Consider the following 25,367-nt stretch of genomic DNA (forward strand, 5'->3'; position numbering starts at 1 on the left):
ATGACTGCTGTGCTCCTGGCCAAACTGATCCTCGCCCCCACCCTGGTCGTCGGCTCCACGCTCGCCGGCCGCCGGTGGGGCGCCGCGATCGCCGGCGTCCTGGTCTCCCTGCCCATCGTGGCCGGACCCATCCTGCTGTTCAGCTGGCTCGACCACGGCGACCGGTTCGCGGCCGAAGCGGCGAGCGCCTCCCTGCGGGGCATCGCCGTCCTCGGCGGCTTCGCGTTGCTGTTCTCGGTGCTCTGCGCGTACCTGCCGTGGCCGGTCGTGCTGGGCGTGACCTGGGTCGCCTGCCTCACCGGCGGCGTACTCATGGCGCAGGTCCACGTCGGTCCGGTCGGCGGGCTGCTGCTGGCACTGTCGGTCGACGCCGTCTGCTGGTACATCCTCTCCCGACGGCGGGCCGACGCACCGGTCGCGGTCCAGCCTCGCTGGTGGGACCTGCCCAGCCGAGCCGTCGCGACCGGGCTGCTCGTCGTCACGCTGACCACGGCGGCGTCGGCGCTCGGGCCGGAGATGACCGGCGTACTGGCGCCCTTTCCGATCGCGACCAGTGTCGTGGCGGCGTTCGCCCTGGCTCAGGCCGGTCCGGCCACCGCCGTGGCCATCCTCGCGGGAGTCCTGCGCGGCCTGCCCGGGTTCGCGATCTTCTGCTTCGTGGTCGCGCTGCTCGTCGAACGGCTGGGCGGACCGGCGGCCTTCGCGGCGGGCACTGCCGCCGCGTTGGCCACCGCGTTCGTTCTCCGGCCTCGCGTACGCGGGACGATCACGTCGGCGGCGCCGTCGGGTTCGGCGTCTCCGTCGCGCAGTTGACCATCGGGATGCAGGCGGGCGTGGTCGGCGTGATCGGCGTCGGCGACACCCCGTTGGCGAACTGCACGCCGTCCGATCCGTAGCGCGACGGGTCGGCCAGCTTCTGCTTCGGCAGCTTCTTCGCGTCGCTGTAGTCCTTGACGAACTCCGACCAGACCCGATACGGCGTGCTGCCGGAGTTGATGGTCTTGCCGGTCTTCGGGTCGAGCACCGGGTAGGAACCGGCCGCGTTGCCGGTCCAGATGGCGACCGAGAACTGCTTGGTGAAGCCGACGACCCAGGCGTGGGCGTTGGAGGTGCTGGGTTGCCAGTTGCCGTTCTTGTCGACCGTGGCCCCCTCCCACGTGCCGGTCTTGGCGGCGACCTGGCGGCCGTCCTGCGCGCCCGACCAGCCGTGATCGGTGAAGACCTTCTCCATGGCGTAGCTGACGTCGTTGGCGACACGGCGGTTGATGACCTGCTTGGCGTCGAGCTTCTCCCCCTTGCCCTGCACCGGCTCGTACTTGCCGGTGTCCGGGTCCTTCTTCTCGACCTTCAGCACGAAGTGCGGCTTGTTGTAGACCCCGCCGTTGGCGATCGTGGCGACGCCGGTCGCGTGGTCGAGCACCGTGATGCCGTACTGGCCGAAGCCGACCTGGCGGTCGAACGGCGTACGCGACGCGTCGGTCTGGACGCCCTTGGCGGACAGGCTCTCGATGTTGTCGTTGTTCCACATATAGCGGACACCGGCCTGGTACGCCATCTTCACGACCTTGCCGGGGCCGATCTGCCGGGCGACCCAGTAGAACGGCACGTTGTACGACTTCATGAAGCTGAACTCGAGCGTGCAGTAGTCGCCGCAACTCGGGTTGGACCAGCCGGCGTTGCCCAGGTTGAGCGACTTGTCCGGCTTGGCCTTCCACCGGCTCTGCAGCGACGCCCCAGCTTCCAGCGCCGCGGCGAGCGTGTAGATCTTCATCGACGAGCCCGGCGGGTGCCCGCCGACCAGCGCGCCACCCTGAGTGTTCAGCCCGGCCAGGTCGATCGCGGTGCCGTCGAGGCCGCCGTAGTACGCCATCACGCGGCCGTTGGTGTGGTCGATGACCACGCCGGCCGACTCCAGATCCTGCTTCTTCTTCGGATCGGTGACGATCTTGCGGCCGTAGAGTTCGGAGCCCTTCAGATCGGGCCGCGCCGCCGCTTCGAGCCGCTTCTGCGCCTCCGCGTCGATCGTGGTCGTGACCCGGTAGCCGCCCGTCTTGAGTTCCTGCGGCTCGATGCCCTGCGCCTTCAGCTCCTCGTACACGTAATTGATGACATTGCCGGTCGCCGTGCCGGCCGGCGAGCCCGGCTGGACCTTGATCCCCCACTCGGCCGAGGTGGTGACGGTCGCGTACTTGCGGACCTGCGGGAACTGCTGCTGCGCGCGTTCCTCCGGCGTGATCCACTTCTTCTCGACCATGTTGTCGAGCACGTAGCCCCAGCGACCCTTGGCCGTGTCCGGGTGCCCCTCCGGGTCGTAGATGCTCAGCTTGCCGCCGTCGTCGTACGGGTCGCGGATGACCGCGCCGAGCACGGCCGCCTCGGCGACCGTCAAATCCTTGGCGCCCTTGCCGAAGTACGCCTGTGCCGCCTTCTCCACCCCGACGGCGCCCCGGCCGAAGTCGATGGTGTTGAGGTAGAAGCCCATGATCGTGTTCTTGTCGTACTTGTCCTCCAGCTTGCGGGCGAGAACCGCCTCACGCAGCTTCCGGGCGTACGAGATCTGGGCCTGATCGGTCGCGATCTTGATGTACTGCTGGGTGATCGTCGAACCACCCTGCGACTCGTCGCTGGTCAGGTTCTTCCAGGCGGCCCGCATGATGCCCGTGTAGGACACCCCGTGGTGGTCGAAGAAGTCCTTGTCCTCACCGGCGATCAGGGCCAGCCGCGACTTCTCGGGAATGAGGTTCATCGGGACGTTGATCCGGTTCGCGGTGCCGAGCTGGGCGATCTGCTTACCGTCGACATCCATGATCATCGTCGTCTGCGCGGTCTTGAAGTTCTCGGGCAGGAACTCGTCGACGCTGTCGAAGTAGTACGTCGTGGCGATCGCGCCACCGCCGAAGACGATGAGCAGAGCCGCGAACGACGCGAGCAGAATCTTGGTACGCCGGGCCTTCTTCGCCTTCCCGCCCGGCTTTCCCGCCGACTTCCCGTCCGTCCTCCCGTCTGGCTTCCCGTCTGGCGAGGTACGCCGAGACTGGGCGCCGCCCACTCGTTCCCGGTCATCCGGCCCGCCCACCGCACCAGGACCCGCCGGCCGTACGCTCGCCCGGCCGGTCGGGGGGACGGGGGCGGCGGGAACCGAGGCGCGCCCGGCCGATCCGGGTACGTTCGCCCGGCCGACCGAGGCCCGTCCCGTCGCGGCCGGGACGGTACCCGGAACAGAGCCCGGAGGTGAGCCGGGAACTGAGCCCGGGACCGGACCGGGGACGGAAGCTGGGATCGAGCCTGGGACCGAGGCCGACCCTACGTGTGCCTGTCCCCGTGCGGGGCCGTCGTCATCCGCTGGAGTCTGCGAATGATCCTGGTCGCCGTACATCGTCATCTGTCACACCGCTTCCGTTCCTGTGCGGCCTGATTCGCCACCGCCCTTTTCTACGACGCGATTTCGCCGCCGGGAGGTTGCCGCCAAGATCATTATGACAAGGCGCTGGTCACAGCTGGGCGGCGCAACCTGGTCACGCCTCGGTGGCGGACTCGGCGAGCCCGCGTACCGCGGCCAGGTGGGCGGTGAACGCCGTTGTTCCAGCTGGGGAGAGGCGAACCCAGGTACGTGGGCGCCGCCCGACGTATCCCTTCTCCACCTGCAGATAGCCGAGTTCCTCGAGGGCCACGATGGCCTTGGACAGGGTGGGGCCGGCGAGGTCACAGCGCTCGGCGATCGTGAGGAAGTCCGCCTGTTCGCAGCCGGACAGGAAGGCCGCGACCTTCAAGCGCGGGAGCGTCGCGAACGCTTCGTCGAAGCCGGTCACGAGGACGCGCGCCGGATCCCGGTCAGCGCCACCGCGGTCGCGCTGAGCAGGCAGGCCACACCGAGCGCCCAGCCGACCCCGGCCAGCCCGGCGATCAGCGCCACCACCGCCGCGGTCGCCAGCGGAATCGTCACCGCCTGCCGAGCTCGGGGCGCGGCGAGCAGCCCGGCCGGTTGCGCGTCGCGCGGGATGTAACCCTGCCGCCGCCACGTGCGGACGGCGTACAGCGTCAGGGCGATCCAGGCGACGAACAGCGTGATGCCGAGGATGCCGCCCGCCATGCGTACGGGGTTGCGGGCGAACGAGGCCAGCCCGGCTACGGCGACACCACCGACGAGCAGGCCGAGGCTGACCGGCGCGTACCAGTTGGGCGGGTTGAGCGGATCGCCGGCGGCCCGAGCCGAATGGACGGCGTCGAGGGCGGCTTGCGGCGAGAGGGGCTGTTCGTTCATGGCGACAATGTAGCATCTAGTTTCCAGATGGAAACTAGATGCGTTCTGTGACGATGATCATCGGGTGCCCCGGCCGGGTCGGCGGGGGCACCCGAATCGTCCTCAGGCGTCCAGGGCTGCGGTGATCTTGCGGGTCATGTCGGCCACCGTCGGACTGGCCTGCCCGCCGACCGCTGACTCCACCGCCAGCAGCACGATCTCCCGGTAGTTGGCGGCCTCGGCCGGAGCCTGCGCCGTCAGCAGGCTCATCGCCTCGGTCAGCGCCGGCAGCACCCGGTCGGCCAGCTCGGCGACCGACTTGCCACTCAGGTCCATGCCGCCCTTCTTCTCCGCCAGCACATGCCCGACCGGGCCGGTGGCCGAGGCCAAGGCGATCGAACCGTTCGTGGCGATCTTGTGCGGCGAGCCGCCGGCCGCACCGGCCGCCGCCAGCAGCGACACCGCGCCGTACGCGGCGGTCCGCAGGGTCTGCTTGTCCTGAGTGGTGAAGGTGATGGACATTTCGGTGCCTCCTGTGTCGGCGGTTCGTCGTTCTCTGATGCGACTACGATCGGCCGCCGCCCTGTCACCGCTCTGTCGTAGCTCTGTCACGCCTCCTGACACCGATCACCCCGCAGCCGCCGCAGCGGCAACCCCTCGGCAGCCCCGGGCGTCTAGTCGTATGCTGGCGACTCGCGATCTTGAGACGCCCTCATCAGGAGGTATGCACCGGTGATCTCCTCCGTCGCAGCGGCGGCCGTGGCCTTCGTGTTCGCGCTGCTGTGCACCCCGTTCGCGGCCCGGACCCTGGTCAAGCTGCGGGCCGGTCAGCCGATCCGGGACGTGAACCCCGAAGCGCACCAGGTCAAACGGGGTACGCCGACGATGGGCGGCCTCGTCTTCGTGATCGGCACCGTGCTCGCGTACATGGTCGGGCACCTGGTGATGAACGTGCTGCCGGACGCGCAGATCGTCCCGCCAGGTCCCACGATGACGGGTTTCGTGCTGCTGGGCCTGATGGTGTTCTGCGGCGGCATCGGGTTCGTCGACGACTTCCTGAAGGTCACGAAGAAGAACACCGCCGGGCTGAGCGGGCGCTGGAAGCTGGTCCTGCAACTGGCCGTTGGCACCGGGTTCGGCGTCGTCGCACTGGGCTTCCCGAGTACGGCCGGTCTGTCGGTGGGCAGTACGCGGCTGTCGTTCGTCCGCGAGATCAGCTGGCTGGACGTCGGCACGGTCGGCGCAGTCGTCGTGTTCATCGCGATCGTCATGGCGTCGACCAACGCCGTGAACCTCACCGACGGCCTGGACGGCTTGGCCACCGGCACGTCGATCGTGGTGCTGAGCGCGTACGGGTTGATCTCGTTCTGGCAGTATCAGCACTGGTGCGCGGATCCGGCGGCGAACGCGGCCATCTGTTATGAGGCTCGCGATCCGCTGGAGACAGCTCTCGTGGCCGGCGCCGCCGCCGGCGCCTTGCTGGGCTTCCTGTGGTGGAACACGTCACCGGCTCGGATCATCATGGGCGACACCGGTTCCATGGCCCTGGGCGGGCTCATCGCCGGAGAGGCCGTCGCGACGCGGACCGTGCTCCTATTGCCGATCCTGGCCGGACTCTTCGTCATCATCACGATGTCGCGGATCATCCAGTACACGTCGTACAAGACGACCAAGCGTCGGGTGTTCCGCTTGTCGCCGCTGCATCATCACTTCGAGATGGTCGGCTGGCACGAGGTCACCATCGTGACCCGGTTCTGGATCATCGCCGGCGCCGGAGTGGTCGCCGCGCTGGGCCTGTTCTACGGAGAGTTCCTCGGCCGGCTGCCCTGACTCTCTCGCCGGGCCGCGTCCTGGCCGGTCGGGGCCGGGTGTTCGGCGGCCAGGCCGCTAGAGTGGCTCGACATGGACGATCTCGCGCTGGACCGGCTCGTCGCGAAAACCCTGGTCCGGGAGTACGACTGGGACGAGGAGGACGCCGAGGAAGCGGTGGCCGCCTGGCGCGACGGCGGCGGCGAGGGTGGCTGGGACGCCGCCGCCATCGCCGAGGACATCCACCGGGCGGCGGAGGAAGACGACTGACGCCCCTGGCGTACGGTCAACGACCGGCCGGGGCCCACCAGGTCAGGTGGGCGTCCGCCTCGGTCAGCGGCTCGATGATCTCCCAGGCTTCGGCGATGAGTCCGTCCTGGACACGCCAGATGTCGACGACGACGATGCCCGGTTCGTCCCCCGGCAACCGGCGGCGGGAGTGCATCATGACGTGGTCGCCGTCGGCGAACAGGTGCTCGATCTCGACCTGCATGCCGTCGAGCGGGACGAGCGCGGCGCGTACGGCGGCGAGCCATTCCGTCTTGGTGGAGTCGTGTCCGTCCGGCCGGTGATGGACGAAGTCGTCATTGAGGGACTGCGCCAGCGCCTCGACGTCGCCCGTCGCGACGAGCGCGGTCAGCGCCTGCTGGACGATGGTCTTGTTGTCGGCGTACCCGGTCTGTGTGGTCGTCTGTGTGGTCACCTGTGTGGTCGTCTGTGTGGTCATGGCGTGCAGTGTTGCCGTCCCACCGGCGGGCTGTCGATGACATCGCATTTCATGGCGTACGCCCGACGGCGGACGTAGCATCGGCCGTCGTGCACACCGTGGGCGAACTCCTGCGCGAGTGGCGGCATCGGCGACGGCTCAGCCAGCTCGATCTGGCGATCGCGGCAAACGTGTCGTCACGTCACGTGAGCCTGGTGGAGACCGGCAAGTCGCAGCCGAGCGCCGACATGATCATCCGGCTGGCCGAACACCTCGACGTGCCGCTGCGGGAACGCAATCGGCTGCTGCTCGCCGCCGGCTTCGCCCCCCGGTACGCCGAACGCCCGCTCACCGGGGAACGGCTGTCGGCCGCGTGGGAGGCGATCGGCCGGGTGGTGCGGGCGCACGAGCCCTATCCGGCTCTGGTGGTCGACCGCGGCTGGAACATCCTGCTGGCCAATCGGGCACTCGACCCGTTCCTCGCGTACGCCGCCCCGGACCTGCTGCAGCCGCCGGTCAACATGCTGCGACTCGGATTCGACGACCGCGGGCTCGCGCCCTACCTCGTCAACCTGGCCGAGGTCCGGTCGGTGCTCCGGGCGCGGCTGGCCCGTCAGCTCGCCCGTGCCCCGTCACCCGAACTGCTGGCGCTCTTCGAGGAGTACCTCGGGTCCCCGTTCAGTGAAGGGGAGGAACGGACCAGCACTGCCGAGATCGCCATCCCGATGATCTTCCGATTCGGTGGCCGGGAGATCCGTCTGTTCTCCACGACCACCTCCTTCGGCACTCCGCTGGACATCACGCTGGACGAGGTCTCGATCGAGTCGTACTACCCGATGGACGACGACAGCGCGGCGTACTTCACACAGCCGGACACCGCAGGTCGGACCCGCGCGTAGGCCGCTTGTGTAGGCTCTGATCATGGCGGAGACGCAGATCGAGGAACTTGACGACGGCCGCCACCTCGTCGAGATTCCGCACGAGGACGGCCCGGTGACGATCTTGGTGCGGGCTTCGCCCGCCGTCACCGACTTGTTCGCGGCGGACGGCACCCGCGTGGTGACCGCCACCGTGGAGTACCTGCTGGCCCGGCAACGCCCCGACGACCTGCCTCCGCAGCTCGACATCGAGGACGTCCTCGCCGCGTACGACGACTTCGAGGGTGAGATCCGCCGACGCCTCGGCGGTGTGTAGTCCGGCTGGGACGATGGTTGTCCACACGAGAATGATCACCTCATACTCTTAAAGATGTTGATCAGTTTAGGGTTCGACGAGCAATTGGAGGCCCTGTACGAACACATCGTGTGCCACCCGCCGATGACCTTGGAGCAGCTGGCGGCGTCAGCACACGGAGGGCCCAACACGCAGACCATGGTCCGGAGGCTTGTCACGCTCGGGCTCGTCGCCTGGCAGCAGACCTCGCCGGTGCGGATCGCCGCCGTGCCGCCGGACGCTTCGCTCGCGCCGCTCTACCACCGGTACGCCCAAGAGCTGGCCGCTCATCGCCATCAGCTGATCGTGCAGGCGGTCGAGGCCAGCGCCTTGGCCCTGCGGGACGACTTGTTCGAGGTCGTCGAGGACCCCGCCGCCATCCGGCGGCTCAACATCGAATTGCAGTACGAGGCGGTCGAACAGGTACGCGGCTGGGATCGGCCGCCCTATGTCGGCATCGCCACTCCGCCGCTGGACGATCCGGTGCAGAACGCCAACATGGCCGAGGGCATCCGCTATCGCATTCTCTACGATCGTTCGGCGTTCGGCGTACTGCAGGATCCGGTGGAACTCGTGCGTTCGCTGAATCGCGGCGAGGAGGCACGGGTCGGCGACATTCCGCTGAAGATGTATCTGATCGACGAGTCGGTGGCGGTGCTCATCCGGGCCGCCCCGCAGGCGCCCCGCCGGGCGCTCCTCATCCGGGAGCCGACCGTGCTCGCGATGTTGAGCGCGTTGTTCGAGGCGCACTGGGAACAGGCGATTCCACTGTCGAGCTACGCCTCGTGGGCCGCCGAGGCGTCGGAGCCGACCGCCGCCGAGCGGGAACTGGTGTCGCTGCTGGCATTGGGGATGGCCGATCACGAGATCGCCGAACATCTCGGTACGCACGAACGCACGATCCGGGAACGCGTACAGCGGTTGAAGACCAAACTCGGTGCGCAGTCACGGTATGAGGCGGGATACCGGGCGGCGCAGTGGGGCTGGCTCGCCCCGGCGGTCGCGTGATGACGGGCACGTCAGACGGAGCTGAGGGTCTCGCCCCCGAGGTCGCGGCCCATCTGCTCGAAGCCGCCGATGCCGACGAGCTGCGCCGATTGGCTGACCGAATCGAGTCGCTGGCCAAGGCGTACCGCATGCATCTGGACGGAGATTGCGCCGTCAGCGTGGTGACCGGCCCCCGGGTCGTGGCCGAACGCATCGCGCAGGCCCAGGCCAAGGTGCGGACCGAGCTTCGCGCTTTGGTGGGGCCGGGGGCCTGGCGGCCGGGCACGGAGATCGCCCACCGAATCGTGACAGTCGAGCCGGACCCGGCCGATCCCGGCTGCCGGAGTCTGCCGACGGTGCCGGTGACCGCTTACCTCGCGGATCATCGGTTCGCCGTGATCGTGACGAACCCCGAGACCGTCATCGTCTCCTATTCGGGGGCCTTGCTGGACGCGACCGGCGCGTTGTTCGAGGCGCTGTGGTCGCAGGCGGACCCGGATCGGGTGCTGAGCGCCGTCGACCCGGAGGTGGCGGAACTGCTGCTGGCCGGGGCGACCGACGCCGCGATCGCCCGGCACCTCGGGGTCGGGCCGCGGACGGTTCAGCGGCGCATCGCCGAGTTCCATCGGCAGCTCGGCGCGACCACCCGGTTCCAGGCGGGCGTGCAGGCGGCGATGCGTGCCGGGGCGGCCTCTGCACAAGGCCGCCCCGGCTGATCGTGCGTCAGCGCAAGCCGTACGCCGCTGGGATCGTCTGAACGATGGTGTTTCCGTCGGTGTCGGTGGCCGACACCCGCAGCGAGACCGTCCCGTCGGTCTGGTCGAGCTGCGGGTAGCGGACCGTCGCGACCTGCTCCCCCGTACGGGTGGGCGTGGTCGAGGCGGTACGCCACGTCCGGCCGCCGTCATAGCTCAGCTCCACCGTGATCTTCCGGAGCGGAGTCGTGTTGGTGTAGCCGAGATCGTGGTAGCCGGTGATGGTCAGGCGCTGGACGGAGCCGGCCTTGGCCGTGTTGAGGCCGTCCAGGTGACCGTCGTACCGCAGGTACAGCAGGTTCACGCCGGAGCAGGGACCGTAGCCCGCCAGCGTCAGGTTGCAGCTGTTGACCTCCGTCTGGGTCGGCCGGGCCGAGGTGAACGTCCACTCGGTATTCACCGTGCGGGCGTACTTCTGGTATTCGGCCGGCAGATCGGTGGTGTATTCACTGGTCATCCGATAGGTCGCCGACTCCGGCGCGAGCCGGAACAGCGGATCGCTGTAGCCCCGGAGGAGCCAGTCGGGCAGCTTCTCCAAGGCGATCTCCTGGTCACCCCGGAACAGCCGCAGGCGCTCGGTCTGGGTCTGGTTCTCGCCGCGCACCCAGGAGGTCACGGTGTTGCTGCCTTCGACGTCGGCCAGCTGGTGCACCACCGAGATGGCGTCACCGGCCCGGCAGACCGAACAGGCTCCGTTCCAGGGCTCGGTCTTCGGCCCGACCCGGGTGCCCGTGGCGAACGGCTGCGTACCCCAGGTCTCGGCCACCGGGCCCGCGCTCGGGTACACCGTCGTCTTGTACTGCGCGTTGGAGTACTTGAGCGTGGGCGGGTTGGAGTCGCCGGTCGTGTACCGGTGGTAGGTCCGGTTCCAGACGAGGTCCTTACCGACCGGGCCGAAGTACTGCGTGAGGTTCGCGTGCAGGGGCAGGACGAACCGGGTCGGCCAGGCCGACGGGATGTCCTGGTGGCCGGACAGTTGGGCGTAGGTGTAGCCGGTCCACTGACCTTTCGGGTAGTCGTAGCCGAACTGGGCGTTCACCTCGGCCACGTCGCGCTTGGTGACGGTGTAGTGCAGCGGTCCTGGGATCCGCCCCTTCTGGTAGAACTTCAGCTGGTACTGGTACGGGCTGAGCAGCGTGCCGGTGGACTGCACAGTGACGGGGCGCGTACGCGTGGCCTGCTCCAGCGCCTTGCCCTGCTCGGCGTTGACCGTCACGACCGGCACGGCGACCCAGGCGAACGCGCTGTACCACCAGATCGGCCGCAACTGGTCGAGGTAGACCATGATGGCGGTCGCACCGGCCGCGGCGACGCCCTTCAGCCGCTCCGCCGGATCGCCCTCACAGGCTTGAACCGTGCAGAGGTCGGACAGGTTCACCAGGGCGAGCTTGCCTCGGACGTCCACCTTGGACAGATCCTCGGCGGTGCCGTGGCCGGCGACGACCGTGATGAGGGACTGCTTCCCGTCGATCATCGGGACCTCGTCCGGACTCACTGCCGAGTAGTACGGCGTGATCGTCAGCTTGCTCGCGGTCATGGTCAGCAGTGGTACGCCCATCCGCACCTGCACCGACTGGACGAACGAGCCGAGGGTGGCCTTGCCCGACGGCAGTGACCACAGATGCTGGCCGGCGCCGATGTTGCCGCCCAGGTAGACGACGTTGCCACCCGCCGAGACGCGCTCGAAGCCCGGCAGCATCTCGTGCACCACCGCCGTCTTCGGCGTCTTGACGGTCACCTCGGTCGCCTTGCGCAGATCCAGCGTGACCGTCTTGTCGCTGTCGACGGTGATCTCCGGCTCGGCGATCGGCAGGAAGTGCACGTCCCCGGCCGCGTCCCGCCACGAGGCGGTGCCGTTGACGCTCCACTTGCCGGTGTACACGGCGGCGCTCATGGTCTGGGCGCCGTTCAACGGGATCTGGATGTCGAGGTCGGTACGCGCGTCGACCCGCGAGAGCAGGAAACCGCCTGGGCTGAAGTCGACCGCGCCGGCCGGCGGGATGATCCGAACCTGCAGGGTGTTCCGGTCGGGCGCCTTGAGCCCGCCGACGGCCGTACGCACCGTGTCCCCGGACCCGGTCGCCACGATCACGCCGTGGTACCAGGTGTCGAGGCCCGGCTTGGTCACGTCGAAGGTGACGCCGACATCGGCGGTTCCGTGTGCCGGGACCACCACGGTGTCCCGGCCGAGGGTGAGCATCCCGGCCGGGGCAGGTGTCGAGACGCTCATCGAGAACGTCGACGTCAGGCTGAGCGAGACGTCGGTGTCGGTGTCGTTGGTGTAGGTCAGCGTCCGGTTGACCGGAGCGGTGTAGGGAGCGCCGATCGCGCCGAAGTCGAGGTTGCCCGACGCGCGTACGCCTTGCTTGGTGGCGGTCGCGACGTCGACCCGGCCGGCGCCGGTGTCCAGCGCGGTCGCGTCGATGCCCTTGGCGGTGCTGGTGAGCGCCGCCTTGAGCTGCTGACCGGTCCACTCCGGATGCTCCTGGGCGAGGATGGCCACCGCCCCGGCGACGTGCGGGGTCGCCATCGAGGTGCCACTCGCCGAGGTGTAGATCTCGCCGGGCTCGCCCATCATCTCGCCCGTCGACGAGTGCGCGGCGACGATGTCGACGCCGGGTGCCGAGATGTCCGGCTTCGCGTTCAGCTCACCGGGCGCCGGGCCACGGGACGAGAAGTACGCCATCGCGTCCTGCTTGTCGACGGCGGCCACCGTCAGGGCCGCCGGGGATGATCCCGGCGTGCCGATGGTCTTGGCGTACCAGTTGTTGCCGGCCGCGACGACGAACAGGACGCCGTAACGCTGCGACAGGTCGGCGACCGCCTGTTCCAGCGGGTCGTCGCCGGGGGTGTCCGTGCCGCCCAGGCTCATGCTGATGACCTTGGCGCCGTTCGCGGCGGCCCATTCCATCCCCGCGACGATCCACGAGTAGTCGCCGCCGCCGTAGTTGTCGAGCACCTTGCCGATGAGCAGCTGCGCGCCCGGGGCCACGCCCTTGTACTTGCCGCCGGACGCCGCGCCGCTGCCGGTGATGGTCGAGGCGACGTGGGTGCCGTGGCCGTGGCCGTCCTGCACGTCCTCGCCCGGCACGAAGGACTGGCTCGCCAGCACCTTGCCCTGCAGGTCGGGGTGCGTCAGGTCGATCCCGGTGTCCAAGATGGCCACCTTGACACCGGCCCCGGTGAAGCCGGCCGCCCACGCCTCGGGCGCGCCGATCTGCGGCACGCTCTGGTCGAGCGTCGCGGTCGCCTGCGCGTCCAGCCAGACCTTCTGCACCCCGGTGGCCGACCGGAGGCTGCTCCACAGGTCCTTGGACTTCGCACGATCGATCCGGGTGGCCGCGGCGGCGATGCTGGGCATGCCGCGTACCGCCTCGGTGCCGGGCAACGCGTCGGTCTTGGCGGCCAGGGACGCCGCGTCCGGGGAGGACTGCTTGCCCCGGCTGTCGATCGACGGGGACTTCGGGTACTGCAGGATCAGCGGCAGCCCGGAGATCCGGTCGTCGGTGTAGCCGGCCTTCGCCAGATACTCGACGTCGAACAGCCGCGCGTCGAGCAGGCCCGATCCGACCAGTTTGAGCGCGTCCGAGGGGTAGACGTGGAAGGCCCCGTTCTCCCGGCCTTCCAGGAACGTCGTCGGCACGCCGCCGGGGCGCGGCGCGACGTAGCTGACCGTCGGCTTGATCCGGCCGTCGGGTCCGGACTCGACGGTCACGACGTCGCCGGTGATCAGGGTGATCTTCTTGGCGCCGCCCGAAGTGGACGACGTGACGGGAGATGCGGCCGCACCGGTGGGTGCGGCGGACTCGGTGGCGACGGCCACGCCGGGTATGCCGGAGGACAGCAGTAACCCGAGTGTGAGCACGCCGACCGCGTATGCACGCGGTCGCCATCGACGAGGACTCATGGTCGCTCCTTCAACAGACGCTGTGGGGGGTTTGGGCGCCCGCTGAAGAGAGTCGCGCAGTTATCGGAATGTATGGAAGATCTTCACCGCAGCCGGAATACGCCATGACGTAAACCGGCGGTCGGAGAAGCGACGTGGGGTCACGCGGCCTTGGGCGTACGCCCGGCGGTCGCCCGGGTGGCGTCCGGCGCGGTTCGCATGCCCCGGCGTACGACGACCTTGATCAGCTCTTCCACGACGAGCAGGGTGGCGGCGAGGCCGATGCTGATCAGCCATTCCCGGCCGCCGAGCGAGGTCGTGCCGAAGATTCGGTTGAGGATGTCGAACGCGGTGACGGCGATGATCGCGACCAGGGCGATGCCGTAGCGGCGCAGTTGCTGGGCGGCGGGGATGGCCGCCCGGTCGAAGATCGTGCCGACCTGGTCGCGGGACAGCAGCCCGCCCACGAGGTGGAACAGCGACAACGTGGTGAGCAGCATGGTCGCGCCGAGGACCGGTCCGCCCTGCCAGTCGCCGATCTGGTACGCCACCAGCGAACCGATGGTCATGACCGCCCCCTGTACGCACAGCCGGATCCAGTCGGCGCGCGACAGCACGGGTGCGCCGACCGGCCGGGGCGGGCGTTGCATGAGTCCGGGCGTGGGTTTGTCGAAGCCCAGCGCGATCGCGATCGGGATGTCGATGATCATGTTCAGCCACAGGATCTGCATCGGGTTCAGGGGCGAGCCGGCCGCGATGTTCAGGACTCCGGCGGCGAGGAAGATCGCGATGTACGCGACCAGGGTGGACATCTGGAAGCGCAGGTACTTGAGCAGGTTGTCGTAGAGGGACCGGCCGTATTCGACCGCGCCGACGATGGTGGCGAAGTTGTCGTCGGTCAGGATCATGACGGCGGCTTCCTTCGACACCTCGGTGCCGGTGATGCCCATCGCGACGCCGATGTCGGCGGCCTTCAGCGCGGGCGCGTCGTTGACGCCGTCGCCGGTCATCGCCACCACGTTGCCGCTCTCCTGGAGCAGGCGGACGAGGCGGAGTTTGTCCTCGGGGGCCACGCGGGCGATCACACCGATCCCGGGCAGTTCCTTGAGCAGCTGGTCGTCGGTCATCGCCGAGAACTGCGCTCCGGTCAGGGCGCGGCCTTCGATGCCGAGTTCCCGGGCGATCGCCGCAGCGGTCGTCGCATGGTCTCCGGTGATCATCCGTACGCGGATGCCGGCGGCCCGGCATTCGGCGATCGCGGCCTTGGCCTCCGGCCGCGGCGGGTCGACGATGCCGACCATCGCGAGCAACGTCAGATCGCGTACGTGTGGGAGATGATCGGCGGCCGGGTCGAACGTGGCCGGGTCGAAGTCGCGTTGCGCGACCACCATGACCCGCTCCCCCGCCGCGGCGATCCGGTCGTTCGCCGCCGACGCGAGCGTCTTGTTCTCGGCCGTGACCGGCACCACCGCGCCGGACGGGTCGCGGTAGGACGATGCCTTGGCGATCAGGACGTCCGGCGCGCCTTTGACGTAGCAGCGGATCACCGGCTTGCCCGTGTCGTCGGTCATCTCGTGGAAGGTCGCCATGAACTTGTAGTCCGAGTCGAACGGGACTTCGGCGACGCGCGGGAAGCCCGCGCGGGTCTCCTCGATGTTCAGCCCGCCCTTGGCCGCGAGCACGATCAGCGCGCCCTCGGTGGGGTCGCCGATCAGGTTCTCGCCGTCCAGCACGGCGTCGGCGCACAGCGCCATCGGCAGCAGGTAGGGGTCCAGCTCGAAATCGGACCCGCCGACGTGGGTGATCTTGCCGTCGACGCCGTAGCCCTCGCCGCTCACCGTGAACCGTTGCTGCCCGGGAATGACCAGTTCGCGCGCGGTCATCTTGTTCAGCGTCAGGGTTCCGGTCTTATCCGAGCAGATCACCGAGGTCGCGCCGAGCGTCTCGACCGCGGGCAGGCGCTTGACGATCGCGTTGCGTGCGGCGATGTCCCGCGTACCGATCGACAGCAGGGCGGTCACCACCGCGGGCAGGCCCGTGGGAATCGCGGCCACGGCCAGCGCCACGCCCGTGATGAACACGGTGTCGAACGACTGCCCGCGCACCAGCCCCAGCACCACGACGAAGACCAGGGCCACCGCGGCGATCGTCGCGATGATCTTCGACAGGCCGTCGAGCTGCTTCTGCAACGGCGTCTTGCCCGCCTCGGTACCGGCCAGCAGGTGGGCGATATGCCCGATCTCCGTGTCCATCCCGGTCGCGGTCACCACCAGCTCTCCGCGACCTCGCGTCACCGAGGTGTTCATGTACGCCATACAGGTGCGGTCGCCCAGCGCGACGTCGTCGCCGGGGACCACGTCGACCGTCTTGCCGACCGGGAGACTCTCCCCGGTCAGCGCCGCTTCCTCGATCTCCAGGGTGGCCGCGACGCCGACCCGGCCGTCCGCCGGAACCCGGTTGCCCGCCTCCAGCAGCACGACGTCACCGGGGACGAGCTGCTCGGCATCGATCTCGACCGCCTGGCCGTCCCGGCGTACGCGGGCGATCGTCTTCATCATCTGCTGCAGCGCGCGTACGCTCTCCTCCGCCTTGGCCTCCTGCCGCAGCCCGATGACGGCGTTGAACACGGTGAGGCCGGCCAGCACGATCGTCGTGGACCAGCTCTTGGTCACGATCAGGTTCACCACTGCCGCAGCCAGCAGGATGATCTGCATGAAGTCGCGGTACTGCCGGACGAACGCGGCGACCGCCGACTCCTGCTTCCCACCCGCCAGCCGGTTGGGGCCGAATCTCGCCAGCCGCTCCTGCGCCTCGGCCGAACCGAGGCCCTGCTCGGGTCGCACTCCGGCGGCTGCGGCGACGTCGGCATACGACCGGGCGTACGCCGGCCCGCCGGGCTTGCTGTCCACCACCACAGCCCCCACCCCCTCGTCCCTCCAGATCATCACCGGGGCCGGGGTACGCGACCCTCACCCGGCACGGGTGAAACAGCGGGCCGACTGAGAACGATTACAAGAGGTTACGACGTGTAAAAAGCGCCAACCATAAGCTTCCGGCAATCGCCGGGGATACCTGATTTCGGGCGCGCCACCAGCGCAGATCCGTTGGTAAGGATCTGGTAAAACACGCGTTCTAACGTGAAGGACGAAGTCGGTTTCAGCATTGTCCGGGGGAGTGAAATCGTGCGTCCTGAAAAGCAACCAACAAACGAACATCGCGTGGAGCACCACAGCAACGGCTACCGCAGCTTCTACGTCAACGACCGGGTCTTCGCTCGGTTCCGCGCCGCCGTGCACTGGACCAGCCGCCGGCCCGACGCCATCGGCCGGGCGCCGGAGAACATGTCGGCCGCGATCGAGCAGTACATGGAGCAGCTGGCCACCCGCCTGGAGCAGGAGTTCAACAACGGCGAGCAGTTCCCCTCCATCCCACCGCAGCGGCGGCGCCGACTGCGGGAGGCGCGGTGACCGCCGCACCGCAGAACCACCCGCGCCGGTGGGTCGTCCTCGGCGTGCTGATCGTCAGCCTCCTGGCGGTGGTGCTCGACAACACCGTGCTCAACGTCGCCCTGACCACGCTCGCCGATCCGGCCGACGGCCTGGGGGCGAGCCAGAGCGAGCTCGAATGGTCCATCAACTCCTACACCCTCGTGTTCGCCGGATTCCTGCTGTCTCTGGGGACCCTCGGCGACCGGTTCGGCCGCAAGCGGGGAGTCCTGGCCGGGCTGGTGCTGTTCTGCCTCGGCTCGCTGCTGTCGGCGTACGCCCACAGCCCCGCCCAGCTCATCGGGGCCCGGGTGGTGATGGGCCTGGGCGCGGCGGCGATCATGCCGCTGAGCCTGGCCATCGTCACCGGGCTCTTCTCCGAATCGGACCGGCCGCGAGCGATCGCGGTCTGGTCCGGCTCGGTCGGCATCGGCGTGGCGCTGGGCCCCATCGTCGGCGGCCTGCTGCTGGAGCGCTTCTGGTGGGGCTCGGTCTTCCTGATCAACGTCCCGGTGACGGTCGCCGCGTTCGTGGTGATCGCGCTCGTCGTGCCGGAGATGCGGACCCACTCCTCGGCCCGGGTCGACGCCGCCGGCGCGCTATTGTCGATCGTCGCGCTGACGTCGCTCACGTACGGCATCATCGACGGCGGCGACCACGGCTTCGACGACGCCCGGCCGTGGCCTTGGCTGGCCGCCGGGGTGGTGCTGCTGGCGGTGTTCGTCTGGTGGGAGGGCCGGGCCGCCGAACCCGCGCTGGATCTGCGGCTGTTCCGCGACGCCCGGTTCAGCGCCGCCAACACCGCCATCAGCCTCGTATTCTTCGCGGCCATCGGAGCGTTCTTCTTCATCCAGTTCTACCTCCAACTGGTCCGGGGCTTCTCGCCCCTGAAGGCAGGGCTGCTGGTGACGCCGTTCGCGGTGGCCCAGCTCGTCTTCGCCCCGGCCAGCGCCGCCCTGGTCCGCCGGTTCGGCTTCCGCGCGGTGTGCGGGGCCGGGCTGGTGCTGACCGCCGGTGCGCTGGGCGGCACGGTCCAGCTCACGGCCCACACATCCCTGGTGATCGTCGGCGCGGCCTTCTTCGCCGCCGGGATCGGGATGTCGCTGGTGATGGCGCCGTCGATGGCGTCGGTGATGGCCAGCGTGCCCCGCGACCGGGCCAGCGTCGGCTCGGCGACGGCCAACACGGTTCGCCAGGTGGCCAGCGCGCTCGGCATCGCCGTCGCCGGATCGATCCTGACCCCGCTGTACCGGGCCGGGATCGATCCGCACCTGGCGGGGCTGCCCACGGCGGCCCGGGAGGCGGCGGCCGAGGCGCTGGCCGCCGCCCACGCGGTCGCGCCTTCGCTCGGTCCGGCCGGACCGGCGCTGGTGGACGCCGCCGACACCGCCTTCGTCGAGGCGCTGCGGACCACGTTGCTGATCCTCGCCGTCACCGTGCTGGCCGCCACCCCCATCGTCGCCCGCTGGCTACCCGGCCGCCGGCACGAGGACCGGCGGGCGTCCGGCGTACGCCTGAGCGGCGACGGCGGCGGCGACCTCGGCGACACCACCGGGCTCCCGGAGGCGCAGCACGAGGACGCCCACTCCTGAGAGCCAGTCCAGCACCTGTTCGTAGCCCCGCGCGACGGCGGCCAACTGCGCCGCCGACTCGTGGATCTCCGCGCCGCGGCCCCGGCGGTCCAGCCGGGCGATCGCCTGCTCCGGTGGCACGTCGAGCAGCACGACGATGTCCGGCAAGGCGATCGCGAAGGTGTCGGAGAGGTGGCGGACCAGGTCCTCCGGCGGCAACGCGTACATGGCGAGCAGGTCCGCGCCGAGCCGCCACAGATCCGTGTCACAGCCGATGCGGCGCGCCCAGGCGCGTACCCCTAGGAGGACCAGGGGATCCACGGGCAGGACGGCGGGCGGCGGTGCGGGCGGGACCGCGGATCTGGCCAGGGCCTTCGCGTAGAGCGGGAGGTAGACCAGCGAGTCGACCAGCGGATGCCGGTCGGCGACGATCACCCGGGGCCGCCACGCGTCGACCGCCAGCCGCTGCGCCGGGCCGTAGGTGGCCAGTTGCAGGTAGAAGGCCGCGATCTTGAGGTGCGGGCTGTGCAGCCGATCCGCCGCCGCCGACAGCTCCTCGAGCTGCCGGGACAGCTCGTGCAGCGGGCCGTTGGGGGCCTCGTGCGGCCGGATCGTGTGCAGCACGGTGACGTCCTGTTCGCTGCCCGCCTGACGGCGCAGCTCGTGGGCGACGGAGGTCTTGCCGCAGCCGTCGATCCCCACGAGGGCGACGACCAGCGGATCCGTAGCGGCGCTCGTCATCGGTCCCCCGTCAGCTGCAACAGGTGCCGCGCGGTGCGGAAGACTCGCGGCACGAACGGCTGCTCGCGATGGGTGTGGAACATCAAGTACAGCTGGAGCCGGGTCATCAGCAGGTCCTGCACCGCGAAGCGGAAGCCGCGCCGCCACTGGCCGGGGTCGAGGTCGACGCCCGCCACGCCGGCGACCTTGCGCCGATGCCGCTCCAGGTAGTGCTCCAGTTGCTCGGACGTCGCCTGCGGAGTCAGCGTGAAGCACAGCAGTTCGGCCAGGTCACGCTGCGGCAGACCGACCGTCGCCAGCTCCCAGTCGAAGGCCACCAGACCGAGCCCGTTCCGGCGCAGCGCGATGTTGCGCGGGCTGAAGTCGTTGTGGATCAACGTCTTCGGCAGCGCGTCCTGTTCGCGCAGCCAGCCGCCGGCCTCGTCGATGAGCATCGTGATCTGCCGGTGGGCACCGGCGTCCACCACATCGGGGTGCTCGGCGGCGTTGAAGTCACACAGCGCCTGCCACAGTTCGGCCGCCTTCTCGACATGTTCGCTGCCCGGGACGAAGCCCAGCCAGCCGCGGTCGAGCAGGGCGTCGGTGTCGTTGAGCCAGCGGCCGTGAAGTGGGGCGATGCCGTCGACGGCGGCCTCGACCATCGGCGTGGCCCACAACTCGGGCCGGTCGGCGGTGTCGAGGAGCACGACCTCGGTCCGCGTGAGCCGCTCCAGCAGCAGCGCGTACGCCTCCCGCCCGGCGTCTTCGAACACGCCGTAGCATCGCGGGCTGATCGAGGCCAGCTCGGGCAGGTCGGCCCGGTAGAGCGCGAGTTCCCGCAGATGGGCGTCCTTGATGCCGGTGAGGCCGGCGAACCGCTGCCAGGCCTGGGCGACCCGGTCGCCACACAGCGAGGCGACCCGGGCCATCGCGACCACGACCTCGTCGTCCAGTGGCTTGAGCTTGGCCATCAGCGGCAGCTCCCGCTCAGACCGGCCATCGTGGACGATGAGGTCCAGCGGCAGTACGCCGAGCAGCTTGCGCTGCTCCCCCGTCGCGACCGCGTCGGTGATGATGCCCGAGCCCTGCACAGCTGGGCCGAGCGTGACCGAGGTGACCTGCGCGCCGGGCAACGCCGGGGCGAGCAGGGTCTGGAGCAGTCCGGTCGTCACGTCGGCGGGACGCAGCCACCGGACCTCGCGCGGCCGCCCGAGCCGCTGGTGGGCGTCGGCGAACTGCCCGCTGGTGATGGCGGCGGCCGTCGACAGGTCCAGGGCCAGCGCGAACCCGGCGACGATCTCGGCCAGCCGGCCGGCGTTGCCCTCGCCCGCGCAGCCCAGGGCGGTCAGCATGTCCCGCTGCTGGGTCAGCCGCGTACCGCCGCCGACCGTGCCGACGATCAGGTTGGGCAGCAGCATGGTGGCCAGGATCCCGTCGTCGTGCGGCTCGATGCCGAGGATCGCCGTCGACGACTCGTGTACGCAGGCGATGTCCTGCCCGGTCGCGACGAAGAGGGCGGCGATGACGTTGGCGGCGTTGACGGTGTAGCCGTGCATGCCGGCTTGCAGCGCGGCGAGCAGGCCGACGCGATAGGCCCGGTCGAGCGCCTCCGGCGTCGTCTTGAGGACAGCCGCGACGGTGGCCCGGTCGAGGAAGCACTCAGCGGTCACCCGCGCACCGCGTCCGTCGATCATGGACAGTTGGGTGACCTTCTTGTCGCCGCTGAGGTTGCCCTCGATCTGGAACAGCTCCGGCTTCAGCAGCGGGTCGTCGGCCAGGCTGTCGTTGATGAACGTGCAGATGCTCCAGGTCGCCGCAGTCGTCATGTTCTGCCCGGCGGCGTCCCGCGTCTCGAACGCGAAGCGGACGTGCACATAGCGCCCGATCTGGAAGGGCTGGACGTCGACAAGGTTGGCGTGCCTCGACACCAGCCCCACCCGTTGCCGCAGCTGGGACGTGTTCTCGGCGAGCCACCGGGTGAAGGCGTACGCCGCCGCCGTGTCGGCGAACCCGTAGACGGGCGCACGGGTCATCCGCTGCGCGAGCACATGCGTGCGTACGCCGCCGCCGAGGGTGATCGCGCGGGCGCCCCGGGCGACCGAGGCGACCAAGGCCCCCTCCGTGGTGGCCAACGGGGCGACGATCGGCCCCTGGACGTTGCCGCCGTCGAACAGCAGCGGACCGGCCAGCCCGACCGGGATCTCCACGGTCGCGGTGAAGTTCTCGATGTTGCCCGCCAGCGTCCGGGCGTCGATCCGGCCCGGCCCGAGCGAGGCCAGCGCGCTGCCGCTCTGTGCCCGCAACCACTCCAGCCGATCGGCGCGGGCGGCTTCGGTGTGCAGGCCCCGGCCGGGGATCACGTCGAAGGTCGCCTCGGTCATCGCCGCTGTCCCGCCATCGCGACCGGCTGCCCGCCGGTGATCCGCTGCCAGACCTGCGGATCGGTGGTGAACACGCGGTCCTTGACCCGAGGCGGGCGCTCGCCACGGCGTACTCGGCGCTCCCATTCGCGCAGGAACGCGTGCGGATGGGTGGCGACCACGCTGACCGGGTCGAGCCGATCGGCGGCCCGGCCCCGGGCGTACCCCGGCGACTGCGCCCGCAGCCGGGCGTCGAGGGCGACGCCGAGGGTCTCCAGCTCGTCCGCCGTGAAGACCCCGGTCGGCGCGATCGCGACCTCGTAACGCCGTCCGCCGGGCGCCATCCGGCACGTGGCGTTGCGTACCTGGAGGCCGACGTCGCCGAGCGCGCCGGACAGCGCCCGCAACAGCTGCGGCTCCAGCAGGGTGTCCTTCACGTCGGCGGCGGGCAGGCTGCGGCCGGCGTACTCGACTCTGGGCGTACCGGCGACGAAGTCCACGACGCGGACGATGTCGGTGACCGCGCACCGGTAGAGACCGCCGACGTGGGTCAGCACGACGTGGTATTCGCGGCCGGGCTGCAGCTCGTCGGCGAGCAGCGTGGCACTGCCGGGCTTGATCTCCTCCTCGGCCGGGATGAACTCGTAGAGGCAGCCGGTGACGTACAGCGGCCCGGCGGTCGGATGCCGGTCCAGCTGCACCGCGACCGGGCCCTCACAGGACGCGACAGGTCCAGGAAGGACACTCACGTCGGCTCCGTAGGCCGCGCGGGCCTGCGGCAGGTAGAACGACGACAGCGCGGTGTTCCAGGTGACGAGCAGATCGATGTTGGGCCACAGGTGCTCGGGCCGGATCGTGCCGAAGTACGCGGCCAGCCGCTCGATCTCGCGGGCGCGTTCCGGGTTCGGGGACCGGTGCGGCAGACCGCCGAGGGTGCCGGCCGCGATCTCCTCGACCATCCGGGGCCACCACTGTTCCAGCTGATAGGGCAAAGCGGCGGCGATGGCGGGGTTGACCGTGACGACGCAGCGGATGTCGTACTCGGCGGCCAGGCGCACTTTCAGGTAGGTGCGCTCCCAGTGGTCGGCGTCGGTGAACGCGTCGGGCAGCCGGCTCCACGGCGCGGCGTTGCCCGGTCCGACGGCGAGCTGATCGCCGAACTTGCCGAAGTCGACCTGGCTGGGTCCGATGTGCGGCTGGCCGCCGGAGGTCCGCGCGATCGGCGAGTGCGGATCCTGCCACAGATTCAGCACACCGCTCTGCGTCGCGATCGCCTCGGGGTGGTGCTCGACCACTCGGGCGAAGCAGGCGTAGTAGAACGGCAGGAAGCAGTCGCGCATGTACGTCCGGGTCACCGGGATGTGCTTCTCCCGGCCGGTGGTGCCGCTGGACGAGAAGTAGACGACCGGGTCCTCGGCGGTGAGGATCTTCGGCTCACCGGCGATTGCGCGCTCGATCCAGGGCATGTACTCCTCGTGCGTCCGGATCGGCACCCGGCGGCGCAGGTCGTCGACCGAATGGACGGCGGCGAGGTCGTGCTCGGTGCCGAACTCGGTGGCGGAGTTGGCGGTCAGCACTTCCTGCAGGACTTCGTGCTGGGCCAGCATCGGCTCGGCGAGCCGGTTGAGCAGGCGCTGCTTGGCCGCGCGTACGCGGTCGGTGTAATCGATGTCAGTCATCGGCGGTTTCCCTCAAGTGCGTGGGTACGTCGGAGGTGAGGCGGGCGTACAGGCGGCGGTTCCCGGTCTGGTGTGGATCGTCGGAGATCCGCAGGTGGGTCGCCGTGGCGAGGTGTTCGTCGACGGTGAGGCGGTCGACGTGGGCGATGGTCAGCTCGTCGCCGGGGCGCAGTGTCCGGCGAAGGACCGCTTCGCAGAGCACGTGGTGGACGTGCACGAGGTACTCGGCGACGGTGACGCCGCCGACGGCGATGTCCAGGCGATGCCGATTCCCGGTGGCCGCGGTGGGCTCTCCAGGGGGACCCGGCACGGTGATGGTGAGCGTGCCGGGCAGGCTGGTGCAGGGCGCGGGCGCTCGCAGGAGTTTCAGGCCCCGGCTGAGCGCGCTCTTGGGATCGTCGGGGGCCGGGCCGAGCCAGGCGATGCCGTCGGTCACGTGGTCGCACGGGAACCGGCGGGCGACGCTGTCCGGGTTGCCGGCGAAGAAGACCGCGCGGGTGAACGAGCGGTACCACGGGTCACGGGCCGGCTCCGGGACGGCGGCGGCGAAGCCGAGCGCCCCGGTGACGAACGTACGCAGATCGAACGTCCCGATGACCGCGGAGACTCGGTAGCCGGTCATCGTGGGCGCCATGGGCGCCATGGGCACGGTACGCGGCGTGGGCGGCGCGGTGGGTTCGGCGTCGTCGGCGAGCCCACGGCTGACCCGTTCGTAGTGGGCGAGCAGGAGGCGGCCGAGCAGCTGTTGTTCGTCCATGTCAGCCGAACACCGTGGTCAGCAGGCCGGCCGGCACCCGGCGGCGGCGGTCGAGCAAGCCGGTGGTCAGCCGGTACGGGTCGACGTAGCCGCCGTCGGGGACGGCCAGCCGCCGCAGGAACTCGGGACCGCCGCCGTCCGGTTCGGCGTCGCCGGTCTCGCCGAGGATGCGTTCGGCGCGCACCATCGAGCGCCGCAACAGCTCGGGCTGGAACGACTTGGCACAGCCGCGTTCCAGCATGGCGATGAAGTAGATGCGCATGCCGAGGCGGTAGGTCGGCACGTCCACATGTCGCAGGCAGGCGTCCGCCAGGTCGGACAGGGTCTTGCCCTCCCAGCCGCCGTGCCGGCTGGAGGCTACGACGCCGTCGATCGGCACCCGGCCCAGGGCCAGCCGGGTCACGGCGGCTCCGAGCGCGGTCAGCACCTTGTCGAGCAGGATGTAGTCCTGCATGAGTTCCTGGTCGTAGACGAGGACCACGCGCTGATGCCGTGCGCCGATCGGGATGAGTTCCCGCAACACCGGGACGAGGTAGTTGGCGACGCCCTCCTCGTCGACGATCTGCCGCACTGGCAGGCCCCAGATCGTGCCGTCTAGGTAGACCGGCCCGCCGATGCCCCGGTGGTCGATGGTGAGCTGATGCTCACGCAGGACGTCGAGCACGTCGTCGGCGGTCAGCGTCAGCTCGGCCGGGTCGAGCAGACCCGGATCGGCCACGTTGAGCAGGTCGAGCTGCTCCTTCCAGAGGTCGATGAGCCGGACGCTGGCCGGATGAATCCAGCCCTCTTTCTCCACCCGTTCGAAATAAGGTTGCAATGAATCGCCGGTGGGGCGTACGCCCGCCGCATTGGATCGGACGTACAACTCGCCCAGTTCCGATTCGGAGCAGGCCGACCAGTCGACGGCGCCGACCGCTCGGTCGAGGAATTCCCAATAGGCCGCGGTCTGGGCGGTGAGGGTGGACATCCGCGGATTCCACACGTAGGTGACCGGGCGGATCTCCCGGGTGCTCTTGTGGATCACGTCGAGCCACAGCAGCCCCTTGACGTGAGTGGGCGTCAGCGGCTTGGTCGGCGTGATCGTGACCGGCGCCAACGCCAGGTCGGCCGTCACCGGCGCATCGTTCATCTGCCTGCCTCTCCTCGGATCGACCGCCCCTCGGGCGGCCCGCGCCGACGGGCCCGACCGGGCGCGCCGAC

Annotated in this window: 20 protein-coding genes; 9 read left to right on the forward strand and 11 right to left on the reverse strand. The window is 69.8% G+C overall.

The features are described from left to right. Nucleotides 1-813, forward strand: coding sequence for a hypothetical protein (locus HDA40_RS07860; RefSeq protein WP_253753462.1), 813 nt, complete (start codon nucleotides 1-3; stop codon nucleotides 811-813). Here the strand turns inward: HDA40_RS07860 and HDA40_RS07865 are convergent. The 4 genes from HDA40_RS07865 to HDA40_RS07880 form a co-directional block, all read right to left on the reverse strand. Beyond that, nucleotides 767-3,076, reverse strand: coding sequence for a transglycosylase domain-containing protein (locus HDA40_RS07865; RefSeq protein WP_253753463.1), 2,310 nt, complete (start codon nucleotides 3,074-3,076; stop codon nucleotides 767-769). The genes HDA40_RS07860 and HDA40_RS07865 overlap by 47 nt on opposite strands. Nucleotides 3,077-3,515: 439 nt before the next feature. Continuing rightward, the gene (locus HDA40_RS07870; protein ID WP_253753464.1) at nucleotides 3,516-3,809 is read right to left on the reverse strand and encodes a transcriptional regulator; all 294 of its coding nucleotides are present in this window, start codon (nucleotides 3,807-3,809) and stop codon (nucleotides 3,516-3,518) included. Next, nucleotides 3,806-4,261: a hypothetical protein gene (locus HDA40_RS07875; protein ID WP_253753465.1), complete on the reverse strand. Its 456-nt coding sequence runs from the start codon at nucleotides 4,259-4,261 to the stop codon at nucleotides 3,806-3,808. The genes HDA40_RS07870 and HDA40_RS07875 overlap by 4 nt, the downstream gene beginning before the upstream one ends. Nucleotides 4,262-4,363: 102 nt before the next feature. Next, nucleotides 4,364-4,762: a hypothetical protein gene (locus HDA40_RS07880; protein ID WP_253753466.1), complete on the reverse strand. Its 399-nt coding sequence runs from the start codon at nucleotides 4,760-4,762 to the stop codon at nucleotides 4,364-4,366. 210 nt (nucleotides 4,763-4,972) lie between these two features. Between HDA40_RS07880 and mraY the strand changes: the two genes are divergently transcribed. Next, nucleotides 4,973-6,070 carry a phospho-N-acetylmuramoyl-pentapeptide-transferase gene (gene mraY, locus HDA40_RS07885; RefSeq protein ID WP_253753467.1) on the forward strand — a complete coding sequence of 366 codons (1,098 nt, stop codon included), beginning with the start codon at nucleotides 4,973-4,975 and terminating at the stop codon, nucleotides 6,068-6,070. Nucleotides 6,071-6,142: 72 nt separating this feature from the next. Continuing rightward, entirely contained in the window at nucleotides 6,143-6,319 is a 177-nt protein-coding gene (locus tag HDA40_RS07890) for a hypothetical protein (RefSeq protein WP_253753469.1), read from the forward strand. A gap of 16 nt (nucleotides 6,320-6,335) precedes the next feature. On the opposite strand, the gene HDA40_RS07895 is transcribed toward HDA40_RS07890, so the two are convergent. Further along, nucleotides 6,336-6,776 (reverse strand): nuclear transport factor 2 family protein, encoded by a 441-nt coding sequence (locus HDA40_RS07895; RefSeq protein ID WP_253753470.1) that lies wholly within the window; start codon nucleotides 6,774-6,776, stop codon nucleotides 6,336-6,338. 89 nt (nucleotides 6,777-6,865) lie between these two features. Between HDA40_RS07895 and HDA40_RS07900 the strand changes: the two genes are divergently transcribed. The 4 genes from HDA40_RS07900 to HDA40_RS07915 are packed head-to-tail and all read left to right on the forward strand — an operon-like array spanning nucleotide 6,866 to nucleotide 9,670. After that, complete coding sequence (locus HDA40_RS07900) at nucleotides 6,866-7,654, forward strand: helix-turn-helix domain-containing protein (protein WP_253753471.1); 789 nt, start codon at nucleotides 6,866-6,868, stop codon at nucleotides 7,652-7,654. Between the two features lie 22 nt (nucleotides 7,655-7,676). After that, nucleotides 7,677-7,949 carry a hypothetical protein gene (locus tag HDA40_RS07905; RefSeq protein WP_253753472.1) on the forward strand — a complete coding sequence of 91 codons (273 nt, stop codon included), beginning with the start codon at nucleotides 7,677-7,679 and terminating at the stop codon, nucleotides 7,947-7,949. 54 nt (nucleotides 7,950-8,003) lie between these two features. Continuing rightward, nucleotides 8,004-8,975 carry a LuxR C-terminal-related transcriptional regulator gene (locus tag HDA40_RS07910; RefSeq protein ID WP_253753473.1) on the forward strand — a complete coding sequence of 324 codons (972 nt, stop codon included), beginning with the start codon at nucleotides 8,004-8,006 and terminating at the stop codon, nucleotides 8,973-8,975. Beyond that, nucleotides 8,975-9,670 (forward strand): helix-turn-helix domain-containing protein, encoded by a 696-nt coding sequence (locus tag HDA40_RS07915; protein ID WP_253753474.1) that lies wholly within the window; start codon nucleotides 8,975-8,977, stop codon nucleotides 9,668-9,670. Before HDA40_RS07910 ends, HDA40_RS07915 begins: the two co-directional genes overlap by 1 nt. Before the next feature lie 7 nt (nucleotides 9,671-9,677). Here the strand turns inward: HDA40_RS07915 and HDA40_RS07920 are convergent, their stop codons facing one another. Further along, a complete protein-coding gene (locus HDA40_RS07920; RefSeq protein ID WP_253753475.1) occupies nucleotides 9,678-13,616 on the reverse strand; it encodes a S8 family serine peptidase in 3,939 nt (1,312 codons plus the stop codon). 140 nt (nucleotides 13,617-13,756) lie between these two features. Continuing rightward, entirely contained in the window at nucleotides 13,757-16,540 is a 2,784-nt protein-coding gene (locus HDA40_RS07925; protein WP_253763591.1) for a cation-translocating P-type ATPase, read from the reverse strand. 273 nt (nucleotides 16,541-16,813) lie between these two features. On the opposite strand from HDA40_RS07925, the gene HDA40_RS07930 reads away from it, so the two are divergent. Together HDA40_RS07930 and HDA40_RS07935 are read left to right on the forward strand one after the other, a co-directional pair. Continuing rightward, the gene (locus tag HDA40_RS07930; protein ID WP_253753477.1) at nucleotides 16,814-17,062 is read left to right on the forward strand and encodes a hypothetical protein; all 249 of its coding nucleotides are present in this window, start codon (nucleotides 16,814-16,816) and stop codon (nucleotides 17,060-17,062) included. Further along, on the forward strand, nucleotides 17,059-18,672 hold the full coding sequence (locus tag HDA40_RS07935) for an MFS transporter (RefSeq protein ID WP_253753479.1): 1,614 nt from the start codon (nucleotides 17,059-17,061) through the stop codon (nucleotides 18,670-18,672). The genes HDA40_RS07930 and HDA40_RS07935 overlap by 4 nt, the downstream gene beginning before the upstream one ends. A 716-nt stretch (nucleotides 18,673-19,388) precedes the next feature. Here the strand turns inward: HDA40_RS07935 and HDA40_RS07945 are convergent. From HDA40_RS07945 to HDA40_RS07960, 4 genes are read right to left on the reverse strand one after another with little or no spacing between them, the layout of a single operon-like run. Continuing rightward, nucleotides 19,389-21,752, reverse strand: coding sequence for a hydroxymethylglutaryl-coenzyme A reductase family protein (locus tag HDA40_RS07945; RefSeq protein WP_253753481.1), 2,364 nt, complete (start codon nucleotides 21,750-21,752; stop codon nucleotides 19,389-19,391). Next, entirely contained in the window at nucleotides 21,749-23,410 is a 1,662-nt protein-coding gene (locus tag HDA40_RS07950) for a GH3 family acyl-acid amido synthetase (RefSeq protein WP_253753483.1), read from the reverse strand. Before HDA40_RS07950 ends, HDA40_RS07945 begins: the two co-directional genes overlap by 4 nt. Beyond that, nucleotides 23,403-24,167 carry a DUF6182 family protein gene (locus tag HDA40_RS07955; protein ID WP_253753485.1) on the reverse strand — a complete coding sequence of 255 codons (765 nt, stop codon included), beginning with the start codon at nucleotides 24,165-24,167 and terminating at the stop codon, nucleotides 23,403-23,405. The genes HDA40_RS07950 and HDA40_RS07955 overlap by 8 nt, the downstream gene beginning before the upstream one ends. A 1-nt stretch (nucleotide 24,168) precedes the next feature. Next, nucleotides 24,169-25,296 carry a hypothetical protein gene (locus tag HDA40_RS07960; protein WP_253753487.1) on the reverse strand — a complete coding sequence of 376 codons (1,128 nt, stop codon included), beginning with the start codon at nucleotides 25,294-25,296 and terminating at the stop codon, nucleotides 24,169-24,171. Between the last annotated feature and the right edge of the window lie 71 nt (nucleotides 25,297-25,367).

The sequence above is a fragment of the Hamadaea flava genome (assembly GCF_024172085.1).
Lineage (GTDB): Bacteria > Actinomycetota > Actinomycetes > Mycobacteriales > Micromonosporaceae > Hamadaea > Hamadaea flava.